We start from the raw sequence: 25,826 nt of genomic DNA, 5'->3' as shown, positions 1-25,826 counted from the left end.
GCGGATCAGCCCGATACGAGGGTGATGATGCCGGAGACCAGCAGGGCCACGACCACGGTGTTGAAGGTCATGGCGCTGATGGACATCGCGGTGAGAGCCCGTCGGCTCCGCGGCGATGTGGCAGCGACGTCGGACACGGCGAACGTGGTGAAAATGGTGGTGGAGACGTAGAAGTAGTCCATGAAGGTTCGGGGTGCCTCGTCCGGGAATCCAAGGGCATCGCGGTGCAGATCCAGCCGCAGCAGGTGAACGGAGCCCGAGACGCTCATGAGCGTCCACGACAGCACCACGAGCAGGGCGGCACCAGCCAGCGCCCACGGATCCTGTCGCAGGGAGCCATGCATGACCGTGACGGCGACGAGGATGAGAGCAAAGCCCGCACCCGTCAGCATCCAGGACAGCTGGTCCACTGCCAACCACCGCTCCAGGCGTGGGTTGCGCCTGGCCTCGGAGTCGCGGATGGTGGCCGTCAGCTCGTCGGGCCCCAGCCGCGCGAACGCCGTCAACGTCAGGGCGACGTACCACGTGAACAGCACCACGGTGAACACGATCATGAACTTCACCACCCCAGCCACGCTCCGCAGGCCCTGCAGCAGTTCGGGCACCAGGGCCACGATGACGCCCGTGAGCACGAATGCCGCGACGATCGCCATGAGGGCACGCGTGGTGTCCGAGGAAAGGGTGAACCGCGGCGAGACCCGGGACGGGTGCTGCTGAGGTCGGTGACTCGCTCCGGTCATCGGCCGAACAACACGCCTTGAACCGTGCTGATGAACTGCGTCAGGGAGACGGGCAGGTCCTGCAGGTGCCAGGTGTCGGGCGCGTGGTACCAGTCGATGGTGGTGGGGTCAGGGGCGTTGACGTCGTCGTCGGCGAGCACCATGGCCTGGAGCCAGCGGTCCTTGCCACCCAGCACCACGGCATAGGGAAGCACACGCGAGATCTCGGCGATCTCCCTGCCCTTCGGCATTTCACCCATCGGGTGCGTGGCGAGCAGCGACGACAGGGCGGCGAGGCCGCCCATGAGGCGTGAGCCTCGCGCGGTGCGTCGCGGCATGCGGTCGGCCACCCACAGCAACCCTGCCGCCAGGAGCAGCAGGACCAGCGCGAGCAGTCCCAGGCGTGTGAACGCGACGAGGGCGACCGCCGCAACGACGGCGACGACGATGCCTGCGATGCCACGGGTGCGCCACTGCCCACGCGTGGCGTCGGGGCGGGCCTCGAACCATCCACGGGAGACGACCTCGTCGTACAGGGAGTCCTGCACGTCGGCGATCACGGGTGCCAGCGTCGCAGGCAACTGGGACACCGTCGTGCTGCCCCCGACCGGGGCGATGGCCTCAAGGATCCGGTGCTCGAACGGCAACAGTTGGTCCTCGTTGCGTTGGGTGCGCGTGAGTGACCAGTCCAGCAGTCCGTGCTCGGCGCGCGGGAGTTCAGTGATCAGCAGGTGGCCCCGCACTGCGAGGTCCAGGAGCGTGGAGGTGACGTCGACGGGGTCCACGCGTTCGGTGGCGACAGTCCCCACCAGCCCGGGACGCAGGTCGTCGGCCACGGTGAAGACGGATTCGCCGGCCGCGACGGGTGTGAAGGTGGCAATGGGGGCGTCGGCGCTGGCGGCGTCGTCGACGCCGATGCGGCGGTACAGCTGCCAGATGAGGGCACCACCCAGCAGCAGAGCGCCGAGGGCGATCGCGGCAGTCAGCGGTGTGAGAGTGAACGCCCGGTCCAGGCTCCACTCGTCGACGATGGTGGCGGTGGGCGCCACGGCGGCGGCCGCAACGCCGACGGTGAAGGTGACCTGTTCACCCGGGCCGCGGGCTGAGGTCTGGAAGTTCGGCTGTGGCGACGCCGTGGTGCCGGCAGCGTAGAGAGCGCACTTGTCCACGGTGCCGGGCGGTCCGGCCGTGCAGTCCACGAGTTCCGGCACGCCGGGCACACGCACGGTGCCGCTGACCGCGTCGACCTCCACCGACAGGCCCTGCAACACACGCCACGACAGCACGGTGAGGTCGCCCGTGGAACTCTTCTCGGTGCGGGTGGCGCCCTGCACGGCGTAGCTGATGGTGACGTCCTTGCCGTCAGCCGCGGACGTGTCGAGCGTGACCACGACGTAGTCGCCGTCCGTTGTGACCCTGGCATCCGCGTCAGCACCGTCAAGGTCGGCGCGGACGTCCGTCACGTCGTAGGTGTAGTAGCTGTTGTCGTCCACGCGCTGTTTCGTGGCGATTCGCTGGACCAACTCGTCCGGGGCGGCGTCGTCGAACGCGATGGTCTGCGTCACTGCCAGTGTTCCGTCAGCGGCCAGCACCCCGTCGAACGTGAACGCGGAGGCCACTCCCGGGTCGGCGGAGGCCACGGGGGCGGCGAGCAGCACCAGTCCGCCTGCCGCCAGGGACATCAGGAGGGCACGTGCCACGCGCGAGGGATGCTTGGACAAGGCTTCGGCTCCTGGGGGGAATGTGCGGATGGTGACCCAAACGGTATCGCAGACCCGGTCCTCGCCCCCAGAACGTGCGGCCCCGGTCCACCAGCGGGCTAGCCTTCTCCCATGACGCAGCCCGGATTCACGCCACGGCCCGGTTTCCCTCCGGCGCCCGGACCCGCCCCGCAGGGATGGGGTCCTCCACAGCGCCCCGCGCAGCAGGGCTTCGGACAGCAGGGCGGCTTCGGACAGCAGCAGGGCTTCGGGCAGCAGGGCGCCCACGGTCAACAACAGGGGTTCACCCAGCACCAGAACTTTGGCCAGTGGGGCGGCCAGCCACCCTGGGGCGGGCCCCCACCCCAGCTGCAGCAGAACCGCCCGGGGCAGTGGGGGACGTCCGCGCCCGCCCCCCGCAAGCGGCGCGGACCGTTGCCGTTGCTCCTGGTGGCCGCGGTCGTCCTCCTCGGGCTGCTGGGCTACGCCGCACTGTCGCGTCCCGGCACCGACACGGTCGAATCCGACTACAGGAACGAGGACTACGTGGTGCCCAGCACCAGCGATCCCGTCTCAGACATCCCGATCCCGGAATACGAGTCCGACATTGCCGCGTGGCTGAATGACAATCCGCTGTACCAGCAGCAACTCGCCTCACCCGTGCGGTGTGACGTCGGGCCCCTGGAGGACCCGGCGTCGATCGGCGACGACGCGCTCCAGACCAGGATGCGCGGCTTCGTCGAATGCCTGACCCGGGTGTGGGGTCCCGCGCTGGAGACATCCGGCTTCGAGGCCTACCAGCCCACCCTGTACGTGTACCCCGCCGGGACCGAGGTCAGCACAAGTTGCGGGACGCAACCCTCCCTGAACGCCTTCTACTGCGCCGCCGACCAGAACCTCTATCTGGCCGCCGACATCCTGCGGATCCTTCCGGTCGCGCAGGGCAAGGACCCTGTCGCCTTTGATCTCATCATCGCCCACGAGTACGGCCACGCCATCCAGGGACGCACCGGAGTGTTTGCGGCATCGCACTACCTTGTCTCCCAGACCACCGGATCCGAATCCCTCGAGGTCAGCCGCCGGATCGAGCTCCAGGCGGACTGTTTCGCCGGTGATGGTCTGCACTCACTGTCCGAGAGCATGTCGCTGGGACAGACGCAGCAGGATGCGTTCAAGGAAATCAGCTACGAGATCGGCGACGATCGACTCGCGCAACGCTTCGACGTCGAGATGGAAGAGGGTGACCACGGTCTCGGCGAGAACCGGCAGCTGTGGGCAGCCCGCGGGCTCACGGGTGATGCGCTGTCGGTCTGCAACACGTTCGTGGCGCCCAGCTCAGAGGTTCGCTGACCCTCAGGTGTGCAGCAGTGCGACGGCGGTGGCGGCGACGCCCTCGCCGCGCCCTGTCAGTCCCAGCCCATCGGTGGTGGTGGCGGCCACGGAGACGGGGGCGCCAAGAGCTGCGGACAGCACGGCTTCCGCCTCCGCGCGCCTGCCGGAGAGCCGGGGGCGGTTGCCGATGACCTGGATGGCCACGTTGTCCACCTGGAAGCCGGCCGCCCGCACGCGGCGGGCCGTCTCCTCCAGAAAAGCGACACCGCTGGCACCGGCCCACTGTGGTGCGGAGGTGCCGAAGTTGCTTCCCAGATCCCCCAACCCGGCAGCACCCAGCAGGGCGTCACAGGCAGCGTGGGCGGCCACGTCACCGTCGGAGTGGCCGGCAAGCCCGGACTGCTCATCCGGGAAGTGCAGGCCGGCCACCCACATGGCGATGCCGGGGCTCAGAGCGTGGACGTCGGTGCCCATTCCCACTCGGTGACTCATGGTGTTCCTTCCGCGGCGAGGATGGCCGCCGCCAGCAGCATGTCGACGGGTTCGGTGATCTTGAGCGCGTGGCGGTGTCCCTCGACGAGGACGACAGGCAGGCCGAGCGCTTCGCACGCCGCGGCGTCGTCGGTCACCTCGAGGCCCGCCAGTTCGATGTGGGTGTGACCACGCACCAGTTCGTCCAGCCGGAATCCCTGGGGCGTCTGGACCGCCCGCAGGCGCGACCTGTCCACGACGCTCGAGGTGCCGGCAGCGGACCGGCGGATGGAGTCCACCACGGGGAGGGTCGGGACCACGGCGACGGCACCGTCGCGCAACGCCTGGAGGACCCGGCCCACGACAACTGCCGGCACAAGCGGGCGCGCGGCATCATGGACCAGCACGAGGGTGGTCCCGGGCAGATGACCCAGGGCGCGCAGTCCGAGCCGGACGGAGTCCTGTCGTCGGCCTCCGCCGACGACGCACGTCACCTGGGTGTCGGCGCCCTGCAGTGCGCCGGCGAAGTCATCCTCGAAGCCTGCAGGGATGGTGACCACCACCCGCTCGACACCTGCCTCGGCGAGGTTGTCCACGCAGCGCCGCACCAGTGCCACCCCGTCGAGGAGCACCAACGCCTTGGGGACCGACGCACCCAGACGCGAACCAGAACCGGCCGCCACCACAATGGCGACGACCGGTTCCGTGTGTTGTGCTGAGGCGCTCAGGAGGCCAGTACCTCTTCGAGCAGGACCTCGGCGCGATCCTGTTCCACGTCCTCAGCGAGCGCGAGCTCGGCGACGAGGATGGAGCGGGCCTTGGCGAGCATGCGCTTCTCTCCGGCGGAGAGACCCTTGTCGCGGTCACGACGCCACAGGTCGCGGACGACCTCGGAGACCTTGATCACGTTGCCGGAGTGCAGCTTCTCCAGGTTGGCCTTGTATCGCCGGGACCAGTTGGTCGGCTCCTCGGTGTGTTCGGCACGCAGGACGGAGAACACCCGTTCCAGGCCTTCCGCATCCACCACGTCCCTCACACCCACGAGGTCGAGGTTGTGCGCGGGCACCCTCACCACCAAGTCATTCTGTCCGAGGATTCGCAATACCAAGTAGAGCTTGTCCTCCCCTTTTATCTGCCGAGTTTCAATGTCTTCGATGAGTGCGGCCCCATGATTGGGGTACACCACCGTTTCACCGACCGAGAAAGTCATATATTTGGCCCCTTTCCACAGGCAATTCTAGCACGACACGCCGTCACAGTGTGGCCTTGAAGCCGTTGAAGGCGTAGTGTGCCCGTTTTCCACCTCGGCCTGCTGCAAGCACACCCGGGGACCTGCGGTTAGGATTGCCCCACCGACCACCTGAAGAGGACTTCCATGACCCTGCCCATCCGCCGCCGCGTCGGCACCTGTCTCGCCGCCCTCGCCCTGGTCGTGGGGCTCTCCACCGGCTGCACCGCGGGAGACTGGCGCTACGAGGCACCTCCGGCCGCTGGGGTGCAGGCCGATGCGGGTCCCGTGAAGGTGCGCAACCTGATGGTGCTGGCCGACGCCGAGGGCCAGGGCCTCCTCCTGGGTTCCATCTTCACCACCGAGGCTGTGAAGCTGACGGCAGTGGGCGTATCGGCCGAGCAACAGGACGGAACCTTCGGCGCCCCCACGCCCGTGGCGCTGACGGGCGACGTGCCGATCAACGGTGGCCTCGTCCTGGGCGGCGACGACTCACGCGTGGAGAAGGCCGGGCTCCAGGAAGGCCTCCTGGCCAAGGTGATGATGCAGTTCAGCGACGGCACGACCGCCGCGGTGGAGGCGCCGGTCCTGTCGTCGGACAACGCCGACTACAAGGCGGCCTGGGACAAGATCAACGGCTGAGACTCAGGCCTCGAACTTGTACCCCAGCCCCCGCACGGTGATGAGTCGCCGGGGGGAGGCGGGGTCCTCCTCGATCTTGGCCCGCAGACGCTTGACGTGGACGTCGAGGGTCTTGGTGTCCCCCACGTAGTCGCTGCCCCAGATCCGGTCGATCAGTTGCCCTCGCGTCAGGACCCTTCCGGCGTTGCGCAGCAGCAGTTCCAGCAGCTCGAACTCCCTCAGGGCGAGCCGCACGTCCACCCCGTCGACGCTCACCCGGTGGCGGTCCACGTCCAGGCGGACGCCGTCCACCTCCACGACGCCGGGCAGCAACGCCTGGTCCTGCCCGCGCCGCAGCACTGCCCGGATGCGTGCCACGAGTTCGCGGTGACTGAAGGGCTTCGTGACGTAGTCGTCGGCCCCCAGTTCCAGACCCACCACCTTGTCCACTTCGGCGTCGCGGGCGCTCACCATCACGATGGCGACATTGCCCCGGGCGCGCAACTGGCGGCACACCTCGGTGCCGGGCATGCCCGGCATCATGAGGTCCAGCAGGACAAGGTCGGCACCGCCACGGTCGAATTCGACCAGCCCGGACGCACCGTCGGCGGCTGACGCCACGTCAAAGCCCTCCCGCCCCAGCATGAAGGACAGCGCCTCCCGGTACGATTCCTCGTCCTCGATGATGAGGATGCGCGTCATGAGTTTCCCTCTTTCGTGTGCGACGGGAGCCGCAGGGTGAACGTGGAGCCCTGCCGGGGCCGCGACCACACACTGATGGTCCCTCCGTGAGAACTGGCGATGTGGCGGACGATGGCCAGTCCCAGCCCCGTGCCTCCACTTTCCCTGCTGCGGCCGTAGTCCACGCGGTAGAAGCGTTCGAAGATGCGTTCCTGCTCGTCCGGGGCAATCCCGATGCCGTTGTCGGACACCTTGATGTCCACGAACTCGTCGTCGCCCGTCGTCACGCTGGAGACGCTCACGGAGACACGGGCCTGATGGCCGGAGTAGGAGATGGCGTTCTGCACCAGGTTGGCGACGGCGTCGGTCAGCTGCCACTGGTCGCCCAGTACCTGCGCGGGCTGCGCCTGTGTGCGCGTCAGCACCACGCTGCGCTTGTGCGCCGCTTCCCGTGATCGCCCCAGCGCCTCGTCGATGACGTCCTCGATGTCCACCACATCAAGGGTCAGCGACGGGTCGGCAGCCTGCAGTCGGGACAGCTCGATGATCTGGCCCACGAGTTCCGCGAGCCGGGCGGACTCCACCTGCAACCTCGAGGCGAAGCGGGACACAGCCTCCGGGTCATCGCTGGCGGCCTCCACCGCCTCGGCCAGGATGCCGATGGCACCGACGGGCGTCTTCAGTTCGTGGGAGACATTGGCCACGAAGTCCCGGCGCACGGCCTCGACGCGCTGCGTGGCGGACTCGTCCTCCGTGATGACCAGGACCACACCGTCCTCCAGAGGCACCACGCGGCCGGTCAGCTGCACCGCCTCGGAACCTGGTTCCCGTTCACGCTCGATGTGGCCCCGGAAGATCTCGCCGCTGATCCGGGCCCGGCGCACCAGTTCCAGAAGCTCGGGGAACCCCACCCGGGTGCCGCGGGCCAACCCCATGGCCAGCGCTGTCTGGTTGGTGGTCAGCACCTCGTCATGCGAGCCCACCAGCATCGTTCCGGCACGCAGCGCACCCACCACCCGCGACATGTCGGTGGAGGCGATGCTGCCGGCCCGGGGTGCCGTCAGTTGTTGGCGCGACGCGACGGTGCGCCGGATCGTCAGCACGAGCACCACCAGCAACAGGGTCGTGGCGGCCCCGATGAGACCCGCGAACACAGGCGGCATGCTGGCCATCCTAGGGGCATGGTGCAGGGCCACCCGCGGGGCCGAGCGTCGCTGCCCCCCATCGTTCACACACCGTTCATCCCGACTGGAGTGTGGTTCGGTATCAGGCCACATAGGATCATCAGCGACGGATGACGACTGAGGAAGGGCGGACGATGCGTTCCAACTACCATGAGGAACTCAGCAGTGTGCTGGACCGGCTCCACGAGATGGCGGGGTTGGTGGAGGTCGCCATGGTGGAGGCCTCGTCATCGCTGCTGCACCCGGATCTGGACCAGGCCGAACGAGTGATCTCCAGCGACGCGCGGCTTGACGAACTGCACGAGGAACTGGAATTCAAGTGCCTCTCCCTGCTGGCGCTCCAGGCGCCGGTGGCGGGTGAGTTGCGCACCATCGTCTCCACCATCCGCGTCGTTTTCGAACTGGCCCGCATGGGCGACCTGTCGGCGCACGTCGCCAAGATCGCCCGGCTGCGATACCCGGACCACGCCGTTGTCAGTGACCTGGAACCCAACTTCAAGCGCATGGCCGAGGTGTGCATCGAGATGATCGACCTGGCCGCCGCGAGCCTGCGCGACCGGGACGCCAAGTCCGCTCTCCGGATGGCGCAGATTGACACGGAGATGGACACGCTGCGCAGCGAACACTTCGACGTCATCCTCGCGGGCGGCTGGCAGGGCACCACCGAGCAGGCCGTCGACGCAGCACTGCTCGGCCGCTACTTCGAGCGCTTCGCCGACCACGCCGTCGCCGTGGCCCGGCGCGTCATCTACATCATCACCGGCGACACACCGGAGGGCATTGACTGGCCCAACGCCTGAGAGCCTATGGTGGGTTCAATGACGTGGATGAAGATGTCGGTGTGTACGGCCGTGGTGGCGGTCACCCTCGTGGCGTGCTCACCGGGTCCGCCGCCCTCCGCGGGACCCTCTGCCGACCCCAGCAGCGCGGTTGCGCAGGCCCCACCGCCTGCACCGGCCGCCACCACTCCCCCTGCGGCGAAGCCCACACGCACCACCCCCGTGACGCCGGAGCAGTCGGCCACGCAGTCGCCAAGCCCTGAAATGACCACCCCGGAGCCGCCGACGACGCCGCCGACGACGCCGACGACGCCGCCGGCGGTCGACACCGTGGCGCCGGGAGCCTCAGGTGTCTACACCGCGGCTCAGGTGCACGCCTGGGTGAAGGATCCCACCGCGGCACCCGGCAAACTTCTGTTCCTCACTTTCGATGACGGGCCCAGCAACCTCATCACCCCCAAGGTCCTCGACGCCCTCAAAGCCGCCCAGGTGCACGCGACATTCTTCATCGTGGGACAGGAGGTGCCCAAGGCCCCCGAGATACTGAAGCGCGAGGTCGCCGAAGGCAACAGCATCGCCCTGCACAGCCTCACCCACGACTACAAGAAGTTGTACCCGGGCCGATCCGCCAATGCGGAGCGCGTTGCCTCGGAATTCGACAAGACCCTGGCCGCGGTGCGGGAAGTACTCGGACCCGACTTCTCCACCACCGCCTGGCGCTACCCCGGCGGGCACATGTCGTGGAAGCACATGGCAGCCGCCGACGCCGCGCTGGAGGCCAGGGGTGCCACCTGGATCGACTGGAACGCCATGACCGGGGACGCCGAGCCCAAGAAGCGTCGACCCACCACGGTGCCGGCCATGGTGGCGATGGCCACCCAGCCCATCACCGACGGCGAGCAGGTGGTGATCCTGCTGGCCCACGACTCCCGTGGCAAGGACCTCACAGTTGCATCGCTGCCACAGATCATCGACGCCTACAAGGCTGCCGGGTACGGGTTCGGCACCCTGTCCTGAAGGGGTGCGCGGCTGCCGGTAGGGTGAACCCCATGACTGGAAAGCTCATCCTGCTCCGCCACGGCGAGAGCGAATGGAATGCCAAGAACCTGTTCACCGGTTGGGTGGACGTCGACATCAACGCCAAGGGCGAGACAGAGGCAAGGCGCGCAGCCGAGCTGCTGAAGGACGAAGGTCTGCTGCCCGACGTCCTGCACACCTCCCTGATGCGTCGCGCCATCCACACCGCCAACCTGACGCTGGATGGCTGCGATCGCCACTGGATCCCCGTGCGCCGCAGCTGGCGCCTCAATGAGCGCCACTACGGCGCGCTCCAGGGGCTGGACAAGACCCAGACGCGTGACAAGTACGGCGAAGAGCAGTTCATGAAGTGGCGCCGCAGCTACGACACCCCGCCGCCGCCCATCGAGCAGGACAGCGAGTACAGCCAGTTCCACGACCCGCGCTACGCCGACATTCCTGCTGCTGAGCGCCCGCTCACGGAATGCCTCAAGGACGTCGTGAAGCGGATGCTGCCGTACTGGAGCTCCGACATCATCCCCGACCTCGAAGCCGGCAAGACCGTCCTGGTGGCCGCGCACGGCAACTCGCTGCGCGCACTCGTGAAGCACCTCGACAACGTCTCCGACGAGGACATCGCCGGCCTGAACATCCCCACGGGTGTGCCGCTGTACTACGAACTGAACGACCAGCACATGCCCGTCACCGTCGGTGGCCGCTACCTCGACCCCGAGGCCGCAGCCGCGTCCATCGAGGCCGTGAAGAACCAGGGAAAGAAGTAACACCCCGCCAACCATCCATCGACCCGACCGGCACTCCGGTCGGGTCGTTGCTTTCCCGGGCCACCGCACTAGGTTGGGACGCATGAGCGTTCAGACTGCTGTTGTGACAGGGGCATCGTCCGGGATTGGAGCCGCCACCGCCCGCCGGTTGGCTGCCGAGGGATTCCACGTCATCTGCGCCGCCCGCCGGGCCGAGCGCATCGAGGACCTGGCCAGGGAGATCGGCGGGCGCGCCGTGACCTGTGACATCACCTCGGATGCGGATGTCGCGCGACTGGTGGACGCGGTCGGTGATCGGCTGGACGTGCTGGTCAACAACGCTGGCGGAGCCTTCGGGATGGAGCCGGTGTCCGAGGCGGACCTCACGGCATGGTCGCAGATGTTCGAGTTGAACGTCGTGGGCACGACCCGGGTCACCAAGGCCCTCCTGCCTGCCCTGGTGGCGGCCGAGGGTGTGGCCGTGTTCGTCACCTCCACCGCTGCGGAGGCCGTGTACGCCGGGGGCGCCGGTTATTGCGGAGCGAAGGCCGCCGAGAAGTTCGTCAAGGACGCCCTCCGGGTGGAACTCGTGGACCAGCCCGTCCGGTTCTGCGAGGTGGCACCGGGCATGGTGCGCACCGACGAGTTCTCCCTCACGCGGTTCGGCGGTGACGAGAAGCGCGCCGACGCTGTCTACGAGGGCGTGGCCGAGCCGCTCGTGGCCGACGACGTCGCCGACGTCATCGTCTGGGTGGCCACGCGCCCGCCGCACGTCAACATCGACTCGGTGGTGGTGCGTCCGCGCGCGCAGGCGAACCAACAGACCGTGCACCGCACCCGCGTCTGATCGCGGGGTCCGGCGGTCGCGGCTCAGCTGCTCATCTGCAGGACGTGCAGTAGTTCGTCGGCGGACAGGTCAACGGGGTTGCCCTGCATGGAGCTGGACTGCATCGCGACGTCGACGACTCCCCCGTGGTCCTCGGCTCGCACGCCCAACGCGGCCAGACCGGCAATCCCCAACCGGTTCTGAACTGCCCTGAGCCAGGCGTCGAGGGCAGGGAGTCCAGGTTCTCCAGTGAGTGCCTCCGCCGCCCTGGCGTAGGCATCCAGCGCAGGGTTACGGGGGTCGCGTTCCTGCAGCGCCGCAATATTGGCGGCCGTCGTGCTCCGCAGGAGCGCCGCGCAGATCGCCCCGTGCGGAGCCCCCGTGACTCCACCCAGTACCCCGGCCAGGCCGTGCACCGCCCCCAGCTTCGCGTTGGCCAGCGACAGCCCGCCCATGAGCGAACACAACGCCATGTCTGTGCGCGCCTCCAGGTCGTCGCCGTTCTCCACGGCCCGCACCATGGCACGTCCCCCCGCGCGCAGTCCCGCCGTGGACAGTGCGTCGACCATGGGGTTGGCGAACCGCGAGGTCAGGGGCTCCAGGCACTGCGTGATGGCATCCATCCCGGAATGGGCCGTCACGAGCGGCGGGCAACTCAGCGCCAGTTGCGGGTCGACGAGGGCCACGTCGGCCAGCATCGCGGGCGACCGGAGCGACACCTTCACACGATGCTCCACGGACGTCAGCACCGCGTTCGCGGTCACCTCGGACCCGGTGCCCGCCGTCGTGGGGACCGCGATGAACGGCAACGCCCGCCCGGGGAGGGGCCGGCCCGCTCCGATCACCTCCGCGTGCTCCATGGGGTCCGCATCGGAGAGAACGAGGATGGCCACCGCCTTCGCCAGATCCAGCACTGCTCCCCCGCCGATCCCGATGACGTTGTCCGCCCCCGCTGCCCTCGCCGCTGCCACCGCATCACGGGCGTCCTCGAACGTGGGCTCACCGGGGAGCGCGTACGTGCCCACCACTGGCAGCGACGCGGTGAACTGCGCCGTCCGGTCCGGCGACCCACCGGTGATCAGGAACGCGCGGCCCCCCAGCCGTCGGCTGTGCGCGTCCAGCTGCGCCACCACACCCGCACCGAAGGCAATCGTGGTGGCCGTGGCAAAGGTGAATGCGTTCATGGGCGACACTGTGCCATCAATGGGTCACCCGTGCCTGCCCCATGAGAACGCCCCACCGACAGGTGTCGGCGGGGCGTTTGTGGCTACGGTGTGGATCAGAGCTCGATGAGCGCCTGACCACCCTGTACCGGGTCGCCGGGCTCCACCAGGACGGCGGACACCTTTCCGGCGGACGGTGCCGTGATCTCGGTCTCCATCTTCATGGCCTCGAGAACGAGCAGGACCTGGCCGGCCGTGATCTCGTCACCCTCCGCCACGTTGATGCGCGCCACGGAGCCCGCCAGCGGCGCCACGACGGCGTTGGAGCTGACAGCACTCACGGACGCGGTGGTGGGTACGGCATGGCTACCGGTCCCGCCGATGATGATGGGGCCGAGGTTCTGTCGTTCCTCCTCCTCCACCTCCACGTCGATCTCGTATTCCGTCTGGTTGACGGTCACCTTCAGCTTCATGGGATTCTCCTTGCGTCGATCAGCGTGAATGGGGGACGGTGCGGTCGTGGACCCTACCGCGGCTGGCGGCGGCCCAGCGTGCCTGGGACCCGTACCGGATGGCCCGCACCTTGGCCTTGTGGCCGAAGTAGGCGGCCACTGCAGCCCCGATGAGCACGAGGTCTGCCTCAGGTACCCTCTCGTGGCCCTCCAGCGTGGTGACCCGTTCCTGCAGCGCCTGCATCTGTTGTGTCAGCGACGCAATGGTTGCCCTGAGTTCCTCAGGGGACATGTCGTTCATCGTTTTCACCTTTTCGATCAGGCCGGGCCGAGGCCGTGCTTCTTCGCCGGGCGAATCTCACGCTTCCCGACGAGCAGTTCCAGGGCCATGGCAATCTCGCGACGGGTGTCGGCGGGATCGATGATGTCGTCCACGAGCCCACGGCTTGCGGCCATGTAGGGCGTCGAGAAGGTTTCGCGGTACTCCTCCACCAGTTCGTTGCGCTTGGCGTCCTTGTCCTCGGCCGCCTCGATCTCGCGACGGAAGACAACGCCCGCCGCACCCTCGGCACCCATGACGGCGATCTCCGCGGTGGGCCATGCGAACACCTTGTCGGCCCCGAGGTCCTTGGAGCACATCGCCAGGTAGGCGCCGCCGTAGGCCTTGCGGAGCACGACGGTGATCTTCGGGACGGTCGCGGCGGAGTAGGCGTAGAGCATCTTCGCGCCGTGGCGGATAATGCCGCTGTGTTCCTGCGCCACGCCGGGCAGGAAGCCCGGCACGTCGACGAGCGTGACCAGCGGGATGTTGAAGGCGTTGCAGAACCGGACGAACTTGCTGGCCTTGTCCGAGGAGTCGATGTCCAGGGACCCGGACATCACCGAGGGCTGGTTGGCGATGATGCCCACCGTGCGGCCCACGACGCGGCCGAAGCCCACGACGATGTTCATGGCCCAGCCGGCCTGCACCTCCAGGAAGTCCTGGTGGTCGACGATCTCGGCGATGACCTTGCGGACGTCGTAGCCCTTGCGGCTTTCCACGGGGATGATGTCCCGCAGCTTCGGGTTGGACTCCACCACATCGTCGGGGTTGACGATGGGGGCGTCCTCGGTGTTGTTCTGCGGCAGGAAGCTCAGGAGCTTCTGAGCGATGAGGATGGCCTGCTCGTCGTCGTCGGCCACGAAGTGGACAACGCCGGAGCGTGACATGTGCGCGTCGGCACCGCCGAGCTGGTCCTGCGTGACCTCCTCGCCCGTGACCTGCTTGATGACGCTCGGGCCCGTGATGAACATGTGGGCCTTGCGGGTCTGGATGATGAAGTCGGTCAGAGCCGGGGAGTACGCGGCGCCACCTGCGCAGGGGCCGGCGATGATCGAGATCTGCGGCACGGCGCCCGAGAGCAGCACGTTGGCGTAGAAGACCTTGCCGTAGCCGGAGAGGGAGTCGATGCCCTCCTGGACGCGGGCGCCACCGGAGTCGTTGATGAAGACGAACGGCGTACCGGTCATCAGCGACGACTTGAGCGCCTCGGTGACCTTGATGGAGTGGGCCTCACCGGCGGATCCACCCATGACGGTGAAGTCCTGGCTGGCCAGGTGGACGGGGCGTCCCATCACGTACGCGGATCCGGTGACCACACCGTCGGCAGGCATGTCCGCCTTGTCCATCCCGAACGTGGTGGTCCGGTTGCGGCGGAATGCACCGGTCTCCTGGAAGGACCCCTCGTCGATCAGGGAGGCGATGCGATCGCGGGCGGTCATTTTGCCCTTGGCGCGCTGCTTCTCCAGTTTGTCCTGCCCGCCGCCGGCCTCTACCTCGGCGCGACGATCGTGCAGCTGCTCGAGGCGCTCAGCCATCGTGTGTTGCTTGCTCATCTAGTGACACTCCTCAGACTGGCTCGACGGAGACGCTGTGTGAGCGACCCCCGACGGTGACGTTGTACTTGGCGGGACCCTGGATGCCCTTGGACTTGGCGTTGGCTGCCACCTTCTCGGTATTCAGCTGCTCCGCCGTCTTGCCGACGTTCTTCGGACCCTCGGGACGCTCCTTGAAGAACTTGGGCGCCACGCCGGGGAACATGGCGTTGGTGAGAACGTCCTCCTCGGTGCCGTTGTAACCCTCGAGGCCCTCGGCCTGGCTGACGAGCTCATCCCATTCGGGCTTCAGCAGGTCGCCGGGACGCACCGTGATGGGGTCCTTCTTGGTCTGCTTCCTGGCCATTTCGACGACCTCGGGGTTCGGGTCTCCGAGGCATTTGCCGTAGTAGCCGAGCATGAGGTCGGCGAACTCGCCGGTCATGACCTTGTAGCGGCCCATGAGCACGTTGAACACGGCCTGGGTGCCCACGATCTGGGAGGACGGGGTGACCAGCGGCGGGTGGCCTGCGTCAGCCTTGACCCGCGGGACCTCCTCCATGACCTCACGGATGCGGTCGCCGGCACCTTGGGCCTTCAACTGGCCCTCCATGTTGGAGAGCATGCCGCCGGGGATCTGGCTGGAGAAGATGTCGGTGTCCACCAGCGTGGCGGACTCGAACTCGGAGTACTTGGGGCGGACCTTGGCGAAGTGGTCGCGGATCGACAGCAGACGGTCCATGTCGAGGCCGGTGGTGTAGTCGGTGCCCTCAAGCATCGCCACGAGGGACTCTGTGGGGTTGTGCCCCGGGCCGAGCGACATCGAGGAGATGGCGGTGTCGACGACGTCGGCGCCGGCCTCGATGGCCTTCATGAGGCTGACGAGCGTCACCCCGGTGGTCGAGTGGCAGTGGACGTTGATCTGCACGTCACCGTAGGTGTCCTTGATGCCCTTGACGATGTCGTAGGCCTGCTGCGGCTGCAGCAGGGCGGCCATGTCCTTCAGTGCGATGGACTCGGCGCCCATGTCGAGCAGACGTCCGGCGGACTTGATGAAGCCCTCAACGGTGTGGACCGGGGACATGGTGTAGCAGATGGTGCCCTGGGCGTGCTTGCCAACCTTCTTGACGGCAGCCATGGCCTGGGCCATGTTGCGGGGGTCGTTCAGCGCGTCGAACACGCGGAAGACGTCCATGCCGTTTTCGGCGGACTTCTCGACGAACTCGTCGACAACCATGTCTTCGTAGTGGCGGTAGCCCAGCAGGTTCTGTCCGCGCAGCAGCATCTGCAGGCGCGAGTTGGGCATCAGCTTGCGGAAGGTGCGCAGCCGTTCCCAGGGGTCTTCGTTGAGGAATCGGATGCAGGCGTCGAACGTCGCCCCGCCCCAGCACTCGACTGACCAGTAACCGGCCTTGTCGATGTCCTCGCAGGCTTCGACCATGTCTTCCATGGCCATGCGGGTGGCCATCAGGCTCTGGTGGGCGTCACGGAGAGCCAGCTCGGTGACACCGATCTTTCGTGGACTCATGGTCACCATCCAACCATGGGCCACCCTCCGTCACTGAGGCGCCCCCACCTAAATCGATGCCCGGAAACGACGGTGCTGCCGGCCCCCATGGAGGACCGGCAGCACGGTTGTGGTCACCTGGCGGATTCGAACAACACGATGTTGTTGAAGACCTCCCTGGTCACCAGTCTGTAGGTGGTGCCGCGGCCCGACCTGACAGCCTCCACCACGGTGGTGGTGATGAAGCTGCGGCAGCCGTTGCCGCCGGTGGCGGGCGTGTCGCACTCGGTGCGCCACTTCCGGCCGTTGAGTGCGTAGGTTCCCTTGTTCCCCAGCGGGTTGCCCTTCCACAGGGAGCGCGCGGACTCCTTGTACGTGAGGTTGTTGAACGCCCAGCCCGTGCGCTGGACGATCGTGCCCGCCTTGTTCTCCAGGGTCGTGGCCCAGATCTCGGTGCGGCACCGGGCCGTCTGGGAGTAGGGCTCGCACGTGGTGCGCCACCTGCGACCGTTCTTGAGGTGCTCACCCTCGGTGACGTAGATGTTCTTCTCGATGGTGAGCACACCCTGGTCGATGGACGTGGTGCTGAGGTCGTAGATGCCCCTGGTGCGGTTGAACACCCGCACCTCGTAGTCTCCGTCGGCGAAACCCGACACGTCGGCGTACACGTCTGCGTAGCCGTCCTCGAACACGATGCCGTTGAAGGGGATCCGCATGTCGGTGATGTCGCGCCACTCTCCGCTGCTGAGTGCCGCGATCTGGACACCATAGATGTCGCCCGTGAGGCCCCCGGCCACCCGCATGTCGAGCAGGCCATCGGTGACGGTCTGGGAGTAGGTGGCGTCGCCGCCGCGGGCTGACCGGACGCGGGTGAAGTCGGGAAGACCGTCGCCGTTCTCAGCGTCAATGGCATGGTTCTGGATCGAGGCCAGTGTGGCGCCCGTGAGCTGGAACGCGACGCGGGTGGCGGCCGTGTCCGGGGCCTTCAACAAAGAGATCGCCACCTTGACGGTCGCGGTTCCTGCACCATTCGTGGTGAATGACACCGGTGAGCCGTAGGCACGGACGCTGCCCAACAGCCCGGGGAACTGCGACAGTTCAACGGTGTACATCTGCAGGGTGCTGGTGACCCCCGGCTTGCCCTTCACCTGCACGGTCGCCTTGTCCTTGGCCTCGACGAGGGTGAACGGCTTGTCGGCGATGGTGATCGAGCAGTCGTCGGACGCCCCACACAGAGCCGTCCTGTCCGAGGTGTAGTCAGGGCCACTTTCCAGCACTGTAGCCGAGGGAAGCATGCAGGGGAAGGACTGCGGCCCCTCCTTGTCAGGCCGGGAGAAGCCAGTCCACGGCCTGCCGGGCAGTCCATCCACCGGGGTGGAGGCTCTGGAGCTGTTCCGCGCCCGCGAGGTCCTGGCCGAGCGTGACGGCGGGCTCCTCCTCATAACCGCCCCGGCGCAGTTGGCCCAGACCCACGTTGGCCATCAGTGCGTTGCAGAGGCACTGGCGACCCACGGTGTCCTCCAGGCTGCCGCCCTTGCGGATGTACATGTGGGTGGGTTCCGACGGGCAGCGGTAGGCCACCGTTTTGTCGGCGCGCTCCACGGGCACGCGGAGATACCCGAGGTCGCAGATCCGCTCCCTGGGCTTCGCGTCCTCCTGTGTGGGCTGCAGTTCGGCCACCTTGAACGGGAACCCCGTGGGCGAGGCCCGGGGGTCGTTGCGGACGACGAGTGACCCGTCGGCCAGTTGGGACACCAGCGTCTTCCGGAGGGTTGGGGTCAGTCCGGACTCCTCGGCCATGGCGAACAGGGTGCCCGTCTGCACGCCGGCGGCTCCCGCAGCCAGTGCCTGCGCCACCTTCTCGGGCGTCGCATAGCCTCCGGCAAGCCAGAACGGCAACCCGACGGCGGCCACCCTGGTGAGGTCGGCCTCGTCCCTGGAGCCGTACACGGGTTCGCCAATGTCGTCGAGTACCAGCCTGCCCCGGGGCGGAGAGCTGTGGCCACCGGCGCGGGGACCCTCGACGATGAACCCGTCGGGTCGGATCTCCGGGTCGCGGTTGAGGTAGTCGGCCAGGACGTGGAGCGACACGATGGCCAGGAAGTGTGGGCGGCGCAGCGCCGGAAGATCCGGGCCAAGGTGGTCGACGGGGTCGAGGCTCGCGCGGTGCACGGTGGCGGAGCCTGCCACGTCGATGGTGAGGTGCCCGGTGTGGCCGGCAGCGAAGTCGGTGAGCAGTCGGGGAATCTCCCGGGGCACTCCGGCGCCCATGATCACGTAGTCGACGTCGGCGATCATGGCACCGAGGATGGCGGAGGTGTTGGCCGTCTGGACCTTCTCCAGCATGTTGATGCCGACCTCGCCGGCATGACCCTCCTTGGCCAGCCAGACCTCGGAGAAGTTCCCCAGCAGGCTCAGTTCGATGGCGTCGCGGGCAGGCGCGATGGTCAGGGTGGGGTGCGGACGGTACGGCTGTCCCGGCGGACGGCCCCCCTCGAGGAAGTACCGGTCGAGCACGCGCTGCGCCATGTCGGGCGACGGGAAGTGGGACAAGGCGCGGCGGCGGTGACCACCTTGGTCCCCGTCCTGCAGTACGCGGGCGAGCACGCCGTCGAGCGCCGTGCCGGAGACCACGCCGAGCTGGCCGCAGAGCGACACCTCGCGGGCCAGTTGCCAGGCTGACACGGCGATGCCCATGCCGCCCTGGATCACCACGGGGGGATGTGTGATTGCCACGGAGGAACTCCCAGTCGAAGAATGAACGAATCGAATCCCTACGCTAACGTAACCTACGGTGGCGTAGGTCAGCGCCCCCTTCGAACACCAGAGAAGGTCGCGGCCATGCTCGCCGGGATCGCGGAGCACCGTCGAGGAGATCCCCGGGATCCACGAGGGATGAGCGGTTCCTCTGCACGTTGTGTGTCCGCCCCCCGGCCAGCGCTTTTCGCCACCCTGTCCGCCCCTGAATTCCGGACGAATAAAGCCCCCCGTTTATATCCTCCGAACTCAGTCGGTAATCCACTTCGGGAGACAGTGAACAAAAGGCGCGATCAGGGCCGTCTGCATTGTGTCGAATATGTGTTGGCCGTCTATAGTTTGCTCCTGAACCCCCATTCACGAGCGGAGCAATCATGGCAGGCAGACCCCCGGGCGATAGCGCGGACGGCAAGAAGCGTCTACTGGATGCCTGCTGGCAACTGCTCGTGGAGACGCCGCAGGGTGAGCGCCTGACGATCGCCGCCGTCTGCGAGAAGGCTCGATGCACTCCCCCCACCCTCTACCACCACTTCGGCGACCTCGCGTCCCTGGAGAGGGCCGCCAGTAGGCGCGCCTACATCGCCTGGTCAGAGGAAGTTGAAGCCTCCTGTGCACCCATCGCTTCCCCCCGGGAACGGTTGATGGAGCGTGGCCGCGCCTACCTTGCCTGGGCACAGGAGAACCCCGACGCCTACACCGTCTTGTTCAGCCAGCCCCGCAAAGCCGATGACCCCAACGCCTCAACGCTCCACGGAACAGGATTCCAGTCGCTGTTGCAGGACCTCGGGGAGATCCACGGCGCGCACGCCTCGGATCCCTCAGTCCTGCCCCTGGCGTTCGCCTACTGGGCGGGCATCCATGGGCTGGCAAGCCTGTCGATCGCCGTGCCCTACTTCCCCCAGGATGTCCAGGAGTCGACGTTGGACATCCTGACGGAGTCCTTCGTCCAGCACGGCCCCGTCGCACCGCCTGCATGGGCTACGGGCATGTCCGCCATCGGGCAGGCCGGCGACAGCGACAGCGATTTGCGGAAGGCCTCGTAGCCTCGGCTCAGCCGAGGATCCTGGACCAGAATCCGACTCTGGGCTCTGCGGCATGCCCCTGACAGCGGTTGGCTCTGGGCACATTGCGCAGAACCTGCTCCACGTGCTGACCGCACCCGGCCCACGTCGTCTTTCCACACTTTCGGCAATTGACTGCACGACACATTGTTTGTTCCTCTTTCGTTTCAGTTCGTTGTGATGAGTTGTGATGCCCGTGCGCCGAGCCCGGCGATCAGAGTGAGCATGCCTCCGGAGAGGTTGGCGGCGTCGAACCCTGCGTGCACGAGCTGACGCTGCGCCAGGTACGAGCGGACGCCCGAGGCACACAGCACGCGCACCGGCCTGCCGTCCGCGGCCTCACGAACCTCGCCCATCCTGTCGCGGAGTTCAGTGTGGGGGATGTTGAGGACACCCGGCAGGGAACCTTCCGCCACCTCCGCAGCGCTGCGCACGTCGAGGACGAGTGCCGTGGCCAGCACATCGTCGATGTCGGAGGCGTGCCAGAGCGTGAGGGTGCCATCCAGCACGTTGCACGCCATCATGCCCGCCATGTTGACGGGGTCCTTGGCTGACCCGTAGGGCGGCGAGTAGGCGAGGTCGAGGTCCACGAGGTCCCGCACGGTGAACCCTGCCTTGATCGCGACCGAGAGAACGTCAATGCGCTTGTCCACGCCGTCGTTCCCGATGGCCTGCGCCCCCAGAACACGCCCGTCGCTGCCGAAATGGAGCAGAAGGTGGATCTGCGAGGCGCCCGGGAAGTAGCCGGCATGGTTGAGGGGGTGCAGGTGCACCGTGTGGTACTCAAGGCCCGCATCGTCGAGTGCGCGACGATTCGCCCCCGTCAGTGCGACGGTGAGCTCCCCCACACGGACGATGGCAGTCCCCGCCAGGCTCGGCAACGCATGCCCGCGGCGGCCCATGATGGCATCTGCCACCAGCCGACCCGCACGGTTGGCGGGACCCGCCAGCGCCACCGGTCTGCGGGCGCCGGTCACGAGGTCGGCGCTCGCGGTGGCGTCGCCGACGGCCCAGATGCCCTCCACCGATGTGTGGCCCATCTCGTCGGTGAGGATGGCCCCGCGTTCGCAGGAGACACCCGCCTGCTCCCACAGCAACGTGTCGGGGCGGACGCCCACGGACAAGACGATGATGTCGGCGCTGATCCTGGTGCCGTCGGAGAGTATGACCACGTCGTTCTGCGCGCCCTTCTCCACTGAGGTGGCCGAGACGCCATCGCGCACGTCGATACCGAGCCTGAGGAGTTCGTCGCGGACCAACTGGGCCATCTCCGCCTCCAACGGCGGCAGGACGTGCGGCGCGAGCTCCACCACGGACGTCCTGATACCGCGGGCCTGCAACGCCTCGGCCGCCTCAAGGCCGATGAAGCCGGCACCGAGCACCACGGCCGTAGCGGCACCCCGCGTCGCGGCCTTCAGTGCGACGGCGTCGGGCACCGTACGCAGCGTGTGGACGCGGGGCGAGTCCAGCCCGGCCAGTGGCGGCCGGATGGCCGAGGCGCCCGGGGACAGAATGAGGTGGTCGTAGGTGAGCTGCGATCGACCGTTCTCGTCGGAGATGGTGAGCGTCCGGGCGCTCGGGTCGAGGGCCACCACGTCGGTGTTGACGCGAACGTCAATGCCGAGACTGGCCCTGAGACCGGCGGGGGTCTGGACGAGCAACTGCGCCTCATCCTGGATCTCGCCCCCCACGAAGTACGGCAGGCCACAATTGGCAAAGGACACCTCTCCCCCACGTTCCAAAACGATGATGTCGGCATCCTCGGAGAGCCGACGGGCCCGGGCCGCCGCGCTCATGCCGCCGGCGACACCGCCGACCACCACGAGCCTCACTTGGCGTCAGCCTGCTTCTCGGCCTCGTCGAGCTGGCGACGCACGTCGTCCATGTCCACCTCACGAATCTTGCCGATCAGCTCCTCCAGAGACTTCTTCGGCAGGGCACCCGGCTGCGAGTACAGCAGGATGCCGTCGCGGAAGGCCATCAGCGTCGGGATGCTCATGATCCCCAGCGAGCCGGAGAGTTCCTGGTTGGCCTCGGTGTCCACCTTCGCGAAGGTGATGTCAGTGTGCGTCTCCGACGATGCCTCGAAGACCGGGCCGAAGGTTCGGCACGGGCCGCACCATGAGGCCCAGAAGTCGACCAGGACAGTGCCCTGGGAAGTGGTCTGCTTGAAGGTATCGCTGTTCACAGTAATGGTTGCCATGGCAAAACTATACCCCTGGGGGTATGCTCGTGCAAACCCGGTAGGGTATTGCCGATACGGGAGGAGATGGTCATGGACCCCACCGACGCCGCGACGATCGAGGCGCAGCGCAAGATTCTGAACAGGCTCAAGCGTGCCCGCGGGCAGCTGAACGCGGTCATCGAGAAGGTCGAGTCCGGCGCACCCTGCCGCGACGTCGTCACCCAACTCTCTGCCGTCTCCTCCGCCCTGGACAAGGCCGGCTACTCCATCATCTCCAGCGCGATGCGCAACTGCCTCGTGGGCGATGGCCCCGACGCCGACATGACCCCCGATGAGCTGGAGAAGCTCTTCCTGACACTCTCGTGACGGGTCTGCTCGACCTGCTCCTGGCGCAGGCCCTCTCCACTGCCCCACCCGCCGGCGCCCCGCGTGTCGTCGCCATCGACGGACCCTCCGGCTCGGGCAAGACCACCCTGTCCCAGCACGTCGCCGACGAACTCGCCGCGCGCACCGGCACCCGCCCGCACGTGGTCCACATGGACGACATCTTCCCCGGCTGGGACGGCCTTGCCGAGGCCGTGGAACTCGTGAGCGGCCTCGTGCTGGAACAGCTGGCGCGTGGAGTTGATGGCGGCTTCCACCGCTGGGACTGGCTGGCGGGAGAGCGTGCGGAATGGGTCGAGGTGCCCGTCGCCGAGTGGGTGGTGGTGGAGGGCGTGGGGTGCGGGTCGCGGCGTTGTCGCCCCCACCTGTCGGCCCTGGCCTGGGTCGAGGCTGACCGGGATGTGCGGATGGCCCGCGGCCTCGAGCGCGACGGCGAGTCCTTCCGCCCCCACTGGGAACGGTGGGCGTTGCAGGAGGACGAACTCTTCAAAGCCGAGGACACCCGCGCACACGCCGACGTGATCCTCAACACCTGAACTGTCCCGACGAGGCGCGCCCACTGGGCGCGCCTCGTCGTCAGCTCATGCTCGGCTTCTCCGCTCACTTCCCGAACAGTGGCGTCAGCACCTCTGCCGTACCGGCCATCGGGGTCCAGAGCCTCGCATACTCACCTTCGCTCCAGTAGAACGTCCCGTCTTCGAGGCGGTACAGGACGAACGGGTCCCCGGCCTTGGTCAGGAGGACGATGCTGTCGCCGTCGGGTGCCACCGCCGGCACCCCCAGTGGCGCGCTGGCAATTCCGGTGTTGATCTGTGCCAGAAGCTCCGCCGGGATGGCCGCTTCGTGGGCGGCGGTACTGGAGTCATTGCCGGCACCGGTCGCGACACACGTCACACCGGAGGTAGCTGTCACATTCTCCGAGAGGAGGGAAAACACCGAACCGGTCAGCGGGCACAAAGGCCCGGGGCGGGTCTGCGCCGTGTCGAGGTCCGCGCGCTGCTGGCGCCACAGCTCCAGGAGCTTCTCCTTGTAGAGCTCGCTGTTGCCCTTGACTGTTGCTCCCCCAATCACCAGATGGCAGCCATACTCCTGCAGTTCGACGGCGTGGCGCGTGCCGTCGGCATACTCGTGGACCACCAGGTAGGCGGGGCCGAGTTCCATGGTGCAGGCCTGGTCCTCAGGCACAGGCGAGAGGTCGTTGAAGGCTGCGGCGGCCTGGGAGACCAGGCCGGCTTCCTCCAGGGGTTCCAGTGGCGGCGCCGGGGATCCCACCTGCATCTCGCCGCTGGCGCACAACCAGACGCGCTCGGCATCCTCAGGCAGCGCGCCATCGGGCAGTTCAGTGGACGCCAGATCGCCGGAGGCTGCGTCCTTGCACCCCTCGGCGACGTAGGGCTGGGGAGCGTCACTGGTGTGGCCGGGATCCGTCGTCGGCTCAGGTGCAGCACTGGACCCCGGACCCACTGGCTGACCCGCAGGGGGAACGTCGGTGGGACCGGCCTCCTCGAGGGCCGCATCCAGCTTCGCTGACAGCGCCTCCGACGGCTTCCAGAACCACTCCTGGCCCTCCCCGTCGCGGGCGCGGTACAAGCCGTCCTCGTGCCGCACCAGGCTCAGGTAGTCCGTGAACTTGTTGGACAGCGTCAACCAGATGCGCTGCTCCGGCGCGGACGACGTCGGTTGCGGTGTGTTCTCTTCCGGTGGCTCGAGCGAGGCCCGCATGGATTTCGTCACCTCGGCGACGAGGGCGTCGCTGAGGTACGTGGCTGATCGCGAACCGTCGGTGCCCTCACCGCACAGGGACCCCTGGACGGCATCCCACGGATTCATCTCGATGAGCGACAGCGGTCCGGGGCAGATGTTGGGCACCACCCAGTCGCCGGTGTCGCTCTGACGCTGCTTCACCCAGGCGTTGTACAGCGCCCCGTAGAACTCGTCCGCGCCAGCCCGGGCGACGCCACCGTCGTAGGTGGTGCGACAACCGTGGCGATCGCCCCCAATGATGCGACGGGAGCCGTCGGGGTACTCGAAGACGGCATTGAAGGACAGGTTGTAGTCGGCCAGGCAACTCGTGACGGTGAGGTCGATGACGTCGGCGGCCTGGACATCCGCGATGAGGGTGTCCAGCCCGGACGTCAGCGGTTCGATGGGGCCGACGAACCCTATGCCGGTCTCGGGCGAGTAGTCGCCGCAGAACCAGGCCTTCACTGCCCCGGGCTCCGCTGGACCGGTCTGGACCTGGGACCAACTGATCGGTGTGCCGTCGTCGTTGTAGCAGGCACGGGCGCCCGGGAGGCTGGGCACTCCGCCCGGTTCCTCGCCCTGCCGCACGTCCGGAGTCTGCGACGTTGTGGTCGCGGGCTGGGCGACGGTGGGCCCGTCCGCCGGAAGGTTGAGGGCCACGGGCACGGCGACGGCCACCAGCGCCAGAGCCGCGAGGGCCCCCACCACGCCATTGCGCCTGGCGCGCTTCCGGCGTGCGCCGTCGACCAGGCGTGCGGGCGACAGGTCGTCGGGGACGATGCGGCGCAGGTTGTCGGAGATATCAGGATCGTGGATTTCGGGGTCGTTCATGGTGTCACCTCTTGTCCGGCGAGATGGACCGAGCCGCGCAGTGCTGCGCAACCGCGGTGGGAGTGGGATTTGACCGTGCCTTCCGGTATCCCGAGGACGTGGGCCACCTCAGCGGTGGGCATGTCGTCGACGAACCGGAGGGTGAGGACTGCACGCTGCATGCGCGGCAACCCGTCGAGGGCCCGGAGCAGGTCGACGCGCAGCGCGTCAGCGCCGCCAGCGGCTTCCGTGTCGGGTACGTCATCGTGGGGCCGCTCCGAGCGCCAGCTCATCCGTCGCCACCACGACACGTACGTGCGGTAGATGGTCGTGCGGACGTAGGCCTCGAACTTGTGGTCGTTGGACATGGCGGCGTAGCGCCCCCACGTCTTGGCGAGCGCGGTCTGCACGAGGTCCTCGGCGTGATGATGGTCACCGGTCAGCAGCCATGCGGCGCGCAGCAGCCCGCGGCCGCGTTCGGCCACGAACTGCTCGAAGCCCACGGCCTCGTCCACCAGTGATTCCGTCATCGGTCACCACCTCCTACCCACCACGACGCGGTGAACGCCGTGATCGGTTGCAGTGTTCCAG

Annotated in this window: 27 protein-coding genes; 9 read left to right on the top strand and 18 right to left on the bottom strand. The window is 67.6% G+C overall.

Going from position 1 to position 25,826, the window contains the following annotated elements:
* Positions 1-5 precede the first annotated feature (5 nt).
* Positions 6-653 (bottom strand): DUF1345 domain-containing protein, encoded by a 648-nt coding sequence (locus tag EAX62_RS05640; protein WP_158600557.1) that lies wholly within the window; start codon positions 651-653, stop codon positions 6-8.
* 83 nt (positions 654-736) lie between these two features.
* Positions 737-2,440 (bottom strand): DUF2207 family protein, encoded by a 1,704-nt coding sequence (locus tag EAX62_RS05635; RefSeq protein ID WP_121900613.1) that lies wholly within the window; start codon positions 2,438-2,440, stop codon positions 737-739.
* A gap of 111 nt (positions 2,441-2,551) precedes the next feature.
* Between EAX62_RS05635 and EAX62_RS05630 the strand changes: the two genes are divergently transcribed.
* Positions 2,552-3,769, top strand: a complete 1,218-nt coding sequence (locus tag EAX62_RS05630; RefSeq protein ID WP_121900612.1) for a neutral zinc metallopeptidase — start codon at positions 2,552-2,554, stop codon at positions 3,767-3,769.
* Positions 3,770-3,772: 3 nt separating this feature from the next.
* Here EAX62_RS05630 and ispF read toward each other — a convergent pair whose 3' ends face one another.
* From ispF to EAX62_RS05615, 3 genes are read right to left on the bottom strand one after another with little or no spacing between them, the layout of a single operon-like run.
* Positions 3,773-4,243, bottom strand: coding sequence for a 2-C-methyl-D-erythritol 2,4-cyclodiphosphate synthase (gene ispF / locus EAX62_RS05625; RefSeq protein WP_121900611.1), 471 nt, complete (start codon positions 4,241-4,243; stop codon positions 3,773-3,775).
* A complete protein-coding gene (gene ispD, locus EAX62_RS05620; RefSeq protein WP_267897965.1) occupies positions 4,240-4,908 on the bottom strand; it encodes a 2-C-methyl-D-erythritol 4-phosphate cytidylyltransferase in 669 nt (222 codons plus the stop codon). Before ispD ends, ispF begins: the two co-directional genes overlap by 4 nt.
* A 38-nt stretch (positions 4,909-4,946) precedes the next feature.
* Positions 4,947-5,432 (bottom strand): CarD family transcriptional regulator, encoded by a 486-nt coding sequence (locus EAX62_RS05615; RefSeq protein WP_121900609.1) that lies wholly within the window; start codon positions 5,430-5,432, stop codon positions 4,947-4,949.
* Positions 5,433-5,597: 165 nt separating this feature from the next.
* On the opposite strand from EAX62_RS05615, the gene EAX62_RS05610 reads away from it, so the two are divergent.
* Complete coding sequence (locus EAX62_RS05610; RefSeq protein WP_121900608.1) at positions 5,598-6,092, top strand: hypothetical protein; 495 nt, start codon at positions 5,598-5,600, stop codon at positions 6,090-6,092.
* A 3-nt stretch (positions 6,093-6,095) separates the two neighbouring features.
* Here the strand turns inward: EAX62_RS05610 and EAX62_RS05605 are convergent, their stop codons facing one another.
* Together EAX62_RS05605 and EAX62_RS05600 are read right to left on the bottom strand one after the other, a co-directional pair.
* Positions 6,096-6,773, bottom strand: coding sequence for a response regulator transcription factor (locus EAX62_RS05605; protein ID WP_121900607.1), 678 nt, complete (start codon positions 6,771-6,773; stop codon positions 6,096-6,098).
* The gene (locus tag EAX62_RS05600) at positions 6,770-7,915 is read right to left on the bottom strand and encodes a sensor histidine kinase (protein WP_121900606.1); all 1,146 of its coding nucleotides are present in this window, start codon (positions 7,913-7,915) and stop codon (positions 6,770-6,772) included. The genes EAX62_RS05605 and EAX62_RS05600 overlap by 4 nt, the downstream gene beginning before the upstream one ends.
* A gap of 155 nt (positions 7,916-8,070) precedes the next feature.
* Between EAX62_RS05600 and phoU the strand changes: the two genes are divergently transcribed.
* The 4 genes from phoU to EAX62_RS05575 all read left to right on the top strand — a co-directional run bounded on the left by phoU (position 8,071) and on the right by EAX62_RS05575 (position 11,340).
* Complete coding sequence (phoU, locus tag EAX62_RS05595) at positions 8,071-8,736, top strand: phosphate signaling complex protein PhoU (protein WP_121900605.1); 666 nt, start codon at positions 8,071-8,073, stop codon at positions 8,734-8,736.
* Between the two features lie 18 nt (positions 8,737-8,754).
* Positions 8,755-9,732 carry a polysaccharide deacetylase family protein gene (locus tag EAX62_RS05585; RefSeq protein WP_147454025.1) on the top strand — a complete coding sequence of 326 codons (978 nt, stop codon included), beginning with the start codon at positions 8,755-8,757 and terminating at the stop codon, positions 9,730-9,732.
* 32 nt (positions 9,733-9,764) lie between these two features.
* Positions 9,765-10,514, top strand: coding sequence for a phosphoglyceromutase (locus tag EAX62_RS05580; RefSeq protein ID WP_121900602.1), 750 nt, complete (start codon positions 9,765-9,767; stop codon positions 10,512-10,514).
* 82 nt (positions 10,515-10,596) lie between these two features.
* Positions 10,597-11,340, top strand: coding sequence for an SDR family NAD(P)-dependent oxidoreductase (locus EAX62_RS05575; protein WP_121900601.1), 744 nt, complete (start codon positions 10,597-10,599; stop codon positions 11,338-11,340).
* A 23-nt stretch (positions 11,341-11,363) separates the two neighbouring features.
* Here EAX62_RS05575 and EAX62_RS05570 read toward each other — a convergent pair whose 3' ends face one another.
* From EAX62_RS05570 to EAX62_RS05540, 7 genes are all read right to left on the bottom strand, one after another.
* Complete coding sequence (locus EAX62_RS05570; RefSeq protein ID WP_121900600.1) at positions 11,364-12,503, bottom strand: iron-containing alcohol dehydrogenase; 1,140 nt, start codon at positions 12,501-12,503, stop codon at positions 11,364-11,366.
* Positions 12,504-12,598: 95 nt separating this feature from the next.
* Entirely contained in the window at positions 12,599-12,955 is a 357-nt protein-coding gene (locus tag EAX62_RS05565) for a biotin/lipoyl-containing protein (protein ID WP_121900599.1), read from the bottom strand.
* Positions 12,956-12,974: 19 nt separating this feature from the next.
* On the bottom strand, positions 12,975-13,235 hold the full coding sequence (locus EAX62_RS05560; RefSeq protein ID WP_121900598.1) for a hypothetical protein: 261 nt from the start codon (positions 13,233-13,235) through the stop codon (positions 12,975-12,977).
* Positions 13,236-13,252: 17 nt separating this feature from the next.
* Positions 13,253-14,809, bottom strand: coding sequence for an acyl-CoA carboxylase subunit beta (locus EAX62_RS05555; protein ID WP_121900597.1), 1,557 nt, complete (start codon positions 14,807-14,809; stop codon positions 13,253-13,255).
* A 13-nt stretch (positions 14,810-14,822) separates the two neighbouring features.
* Positions 14,823-16,316, bottom strand: coding sequence for a methylmalonyl-CoA carboxytransferase subunit 5S (locus EAX62_RS05550; RefSeq protein ID WP_121901036.1), 1,494 nt, complete (start codon positions 16,314-16,316; stop codon positions 14,823-14,825).
* Between the two features lie 113 nt (positions 16,317-16,429).
* Positions 16,430-17,590 carry a hypothetical protein gene (locus EAX62_RS05545; RefSeq protein ID WP_121900596.1) on the bottom strand — a complete coding sequence of 387 codons (1,161 nt, stop codon included), beginning with the start codon at positions 17,588-17,590 and terminating at the stop codon, positions 16,430-16,432.
* A gap of 28 nt (positions 17,591-17,618) precedes the next feature.
* Positions 17,619-19,031: a nitronate monooxygenase gene (locus EAX62_RS05540; RefSeq protein ID WP_233557816.1), complete on the bottom strand. Its 1,413-nt coding sequence runs from the start codon at positions 19,029-19,031 to the stop codon at positions 17,619-17,621.
* Between the two features lie 395 nt (positions 19,032-19,426).
* Between EAX62_RS05540 and EAX62_RS05535 the strand changes: the two genes are divergently transcribed.
* On the top strand, positions 19,427-20,095 hold the full coding sequence (locus EAX62_RS05535) for a TetR/AcrR family transcriptional regulator (RefSeq protein WP_121900595.1): 669 nt from the start codon (positions 19,427-19,429) through the stop codon (positions 20,093-20,095).
* A gap of 185 nt (positions 20,096-20,280) precedes the next feature.
* Here EAX62_RS05535 and EAX62_RS05530 read toward each other — a convergent pair whose 3' ends face one another.
* Complete coding sequence (locus EAX62_RS05530; protein WP_121900594.1) at positions 20,281-21,945, bottom strand: FAD-dependent oxidoreductase; 1,665 nt, start codon at positions 21,943-21,945, stop codon at positions 20,281-20,283.
* Complete coding sequence (trxA, locus tag EAX62_RS05525) at positions 21,942-22,316, bottom strand: thioredoxin (RefSeq protein WP_121900593.1); 375 nt, start codon at positions 22,314-22,316, stop codon at positions 21,942-21,944. The genes EAX62_RS05530 and trxA overlap by 4 nt, the downstream gene beginning before the upstream one ends.
* 72 nt (positions 22,317-22,388) lie before the next feature.
* Here trxA and EAX62_RS05520 point away from each other — a divergent pair, with 72 nt between their 5' ends.
* Positions 22,389-22,664 (top strand): metal-sensitive transcriptional regulator, encoded by a 276-nt coding sequence (locus tag EAX62_RS05520; protein WP_121901034.1) that lies wholly within the window; start codon positions 22,389-22,391, stop codon positions 22,662-22,664.
* Entirely contained in the window at positions 22,661-23,218 is a 558-nt protein-coding gene (locus tag EAX62_RS05515; protein WP_121900592.1) for a nucleoside/nucleotide kinase family protein, read from the top strand. The genes EAX62_RS05520 and EAX62_RS05515 overlap by 4 nt, the downstream gene beginning before the upstream one ends.
* Positions 23,219-23,282: 64 nt before the next feature.
* On the opposite strand, the gene EAX62_RS05510 is transcribed toward EAX62_RS05515, so the two are convergent.
* A complete protein-coding gene (locus EAX62_RS05510; protein ID WP_121900591.1) occupies positions 23,283-25,256 on the bottom strand; it encodes a hypothetical protein in 1,974 nt (657 codons plus the stop codon).
* Positions 25,253-25,765 (bottom strand): SigE family RNA polymerase sigma factor, encoded by a 513-nt coding sequence (locus EAX62_RS05505; protein WP_121900590.1) that lies wholly within the window; start codon positions 25,763-25,765, stop codon positions 25,253-25,255. The genes EAX62_RS05510 and EAX62_RS05505 overlap by 4 nt, the downstream gene beginning before the upstream one ends.
* Positions 25,766-25,826 lie beyond the last annotated feature (61 nt).

This window comes from Tessaracoccus antarcticus, assembly GCF_003688855.1.
Lineage (GTDB): Bacteria > Actinomycetota > Actinomycetes > Propionibacteriales > Propionibacteriaceae > Arachnia > Arachnia antarctica.
The sequence above is the reverse complement of the archived record's forward strand: the minus strand, read 5'-3'. Positions and strand labels throughout refer to the sequence as shown.

Coding starts and splice junctions, on each gene's coding strand:
- EAX62_RS05600 (WP_121900606.1), bottom strand. CDS start 7,915: ATGCCGCCTGTGTTCGCGGGTCTCATCGGGGCCGCCACGACCCTGTTG.
- EAX62_RS05510 (WP_121900591.1), bottom strand. CDS start 25,256: ATGAACGACCCCGAAATCCACGATCCTGATATCTCCGACAACCTGCGC.
- EAX62_RS05550 (WP_121901036.1), bottom strand. CDS start 16,316: ATGAGTCCACGAAAGATCGGTGTCACCGAGCTGGCTCTCCGTGACGCC.
- EAX62_RS05565 (WP_121900599.1), bottom strand. CDS start 12,955: ATGAAGCTGAAGGTGACCGTCAACCAGACGGAATACGAGATCGACGTG.
- EAX62_RS05560 (WP_121900598.1), bottom strand. CDS start 13,235: ATGAACGACATGTCCCCTGAGGAACTCAGGGCAACCATTGCGTCGCTG.
- EAX62_RS05580 (WP_121900602.1), top strand. CDS start 9,765: ATGACTGGAAAGCTCATCCTGCTCCGCCACGGCGAGAGCGAATGGAAT.
- EAX62_RS05535 (WP_121900595.1), top strand. CDS start 19,427: ATGGCAGGCAGACCCCCGGGCGATAGCGCGGACGGCAAGAAGCGTCTA.
- EAX62_RS05630 (WP_121900612.1), top strand. CDS start 2,552: ATGACGCAGCCCGGATTCACGCCACGGCCCGGTTTCCCTCCGGCGCCC.
- EAX62_RS05505 (WP_121900590.1), bottom strand. CDS start 25,765: ATGACGGAATCACTGGTGGACGAGGCCGTGGGCTTCGAGCAGTTCGTG.
- EAX62_RS05605 (WP_121900607.1), bottom strand. CDS start 6,773: ATGACGCGCATCCTCATCATCGAGGACGAGGAATCGTACCGGGAGGCG.
- EAX62_RS05520 (WP_121901034.1), top strand. CDS start 22,389: ATGGACCCCACCGACGCCGCGACGATCGAGGCGCAGCGCAAGATTCTG.
- EAX62_RS05570 (WP_121900600.1), bottom strand. CDS start 12,503: ATGAACGCATTCACCTTTGCCACGGCCACCACGATTGCCTTCGGTGCG.
- EAX62_RS05575 (WP_121900601.1), top strand. CDS start 10,597: ATGAGCGTTCAGACTGCTGTTGTGACAGGGGCATCGTCCGGGATTGGA.
- EAX62_RS05585 (WP_147454025.1), top strand. CDS start 8,755: ATGACGTGGATGAAGATGTCGGTGTGTACGGCCGTGGTGGCGGTCACC.
- ispF (WP_121900611.1), bottom strand. CDS start 4,243: ATGAGTCACCGAGTGGGAATGGGCACCGACGTCCACGCTCTGAGCCCC.
- phoU (WP_121900605.1), top strand. CDS start 8,071: ATGCGTTCCAACTACCATGAGGAACTCAGCAGTGTGCTGGACCGGCTC.
- EAX62_RS05615 (WP_121900609.1), bottom strand. CDS start 5,432: ATGACTTTCTCGGTCGGTGAAACGGTGGTGTACCCCAATCATGGGGCC.
- EAX62_RS05545 (WP_121900596.1), bottom strand. CDS start 17,590: ATGCTTCCCTCGGCTACAGTGCTGGAAAGTGGCCCTGACTACACCTCG.
- trxA (WP_121900593.1), bottom strand. CDS start 22,316: ATGGCAACCATTACTGTGAACAGCGATACCTTCAAGCAGACCACTTCC.
- EAX62_RS05555 (WP_121900597.1), bottom strand. CDS start 14,809: ATGAGCAAGCAACACACGATGGCTGAGCGCCTCGAGCAGCTGCACGAT.
- EAX62_RS05640 (WP_158600557.1), bottom strand. CDS start 653: ATGGCGATCGTCGCGGCATTCGTGCTCACGGGCGTCATCGTGGCCCTG.
- EAX62_RS05610 (WP_121900608.1), top strand. CDS start 5,598: ATGACCCTGCCCATCCGCCGCCGCGTCGGCACCTGTCTCGCCGCCCTC.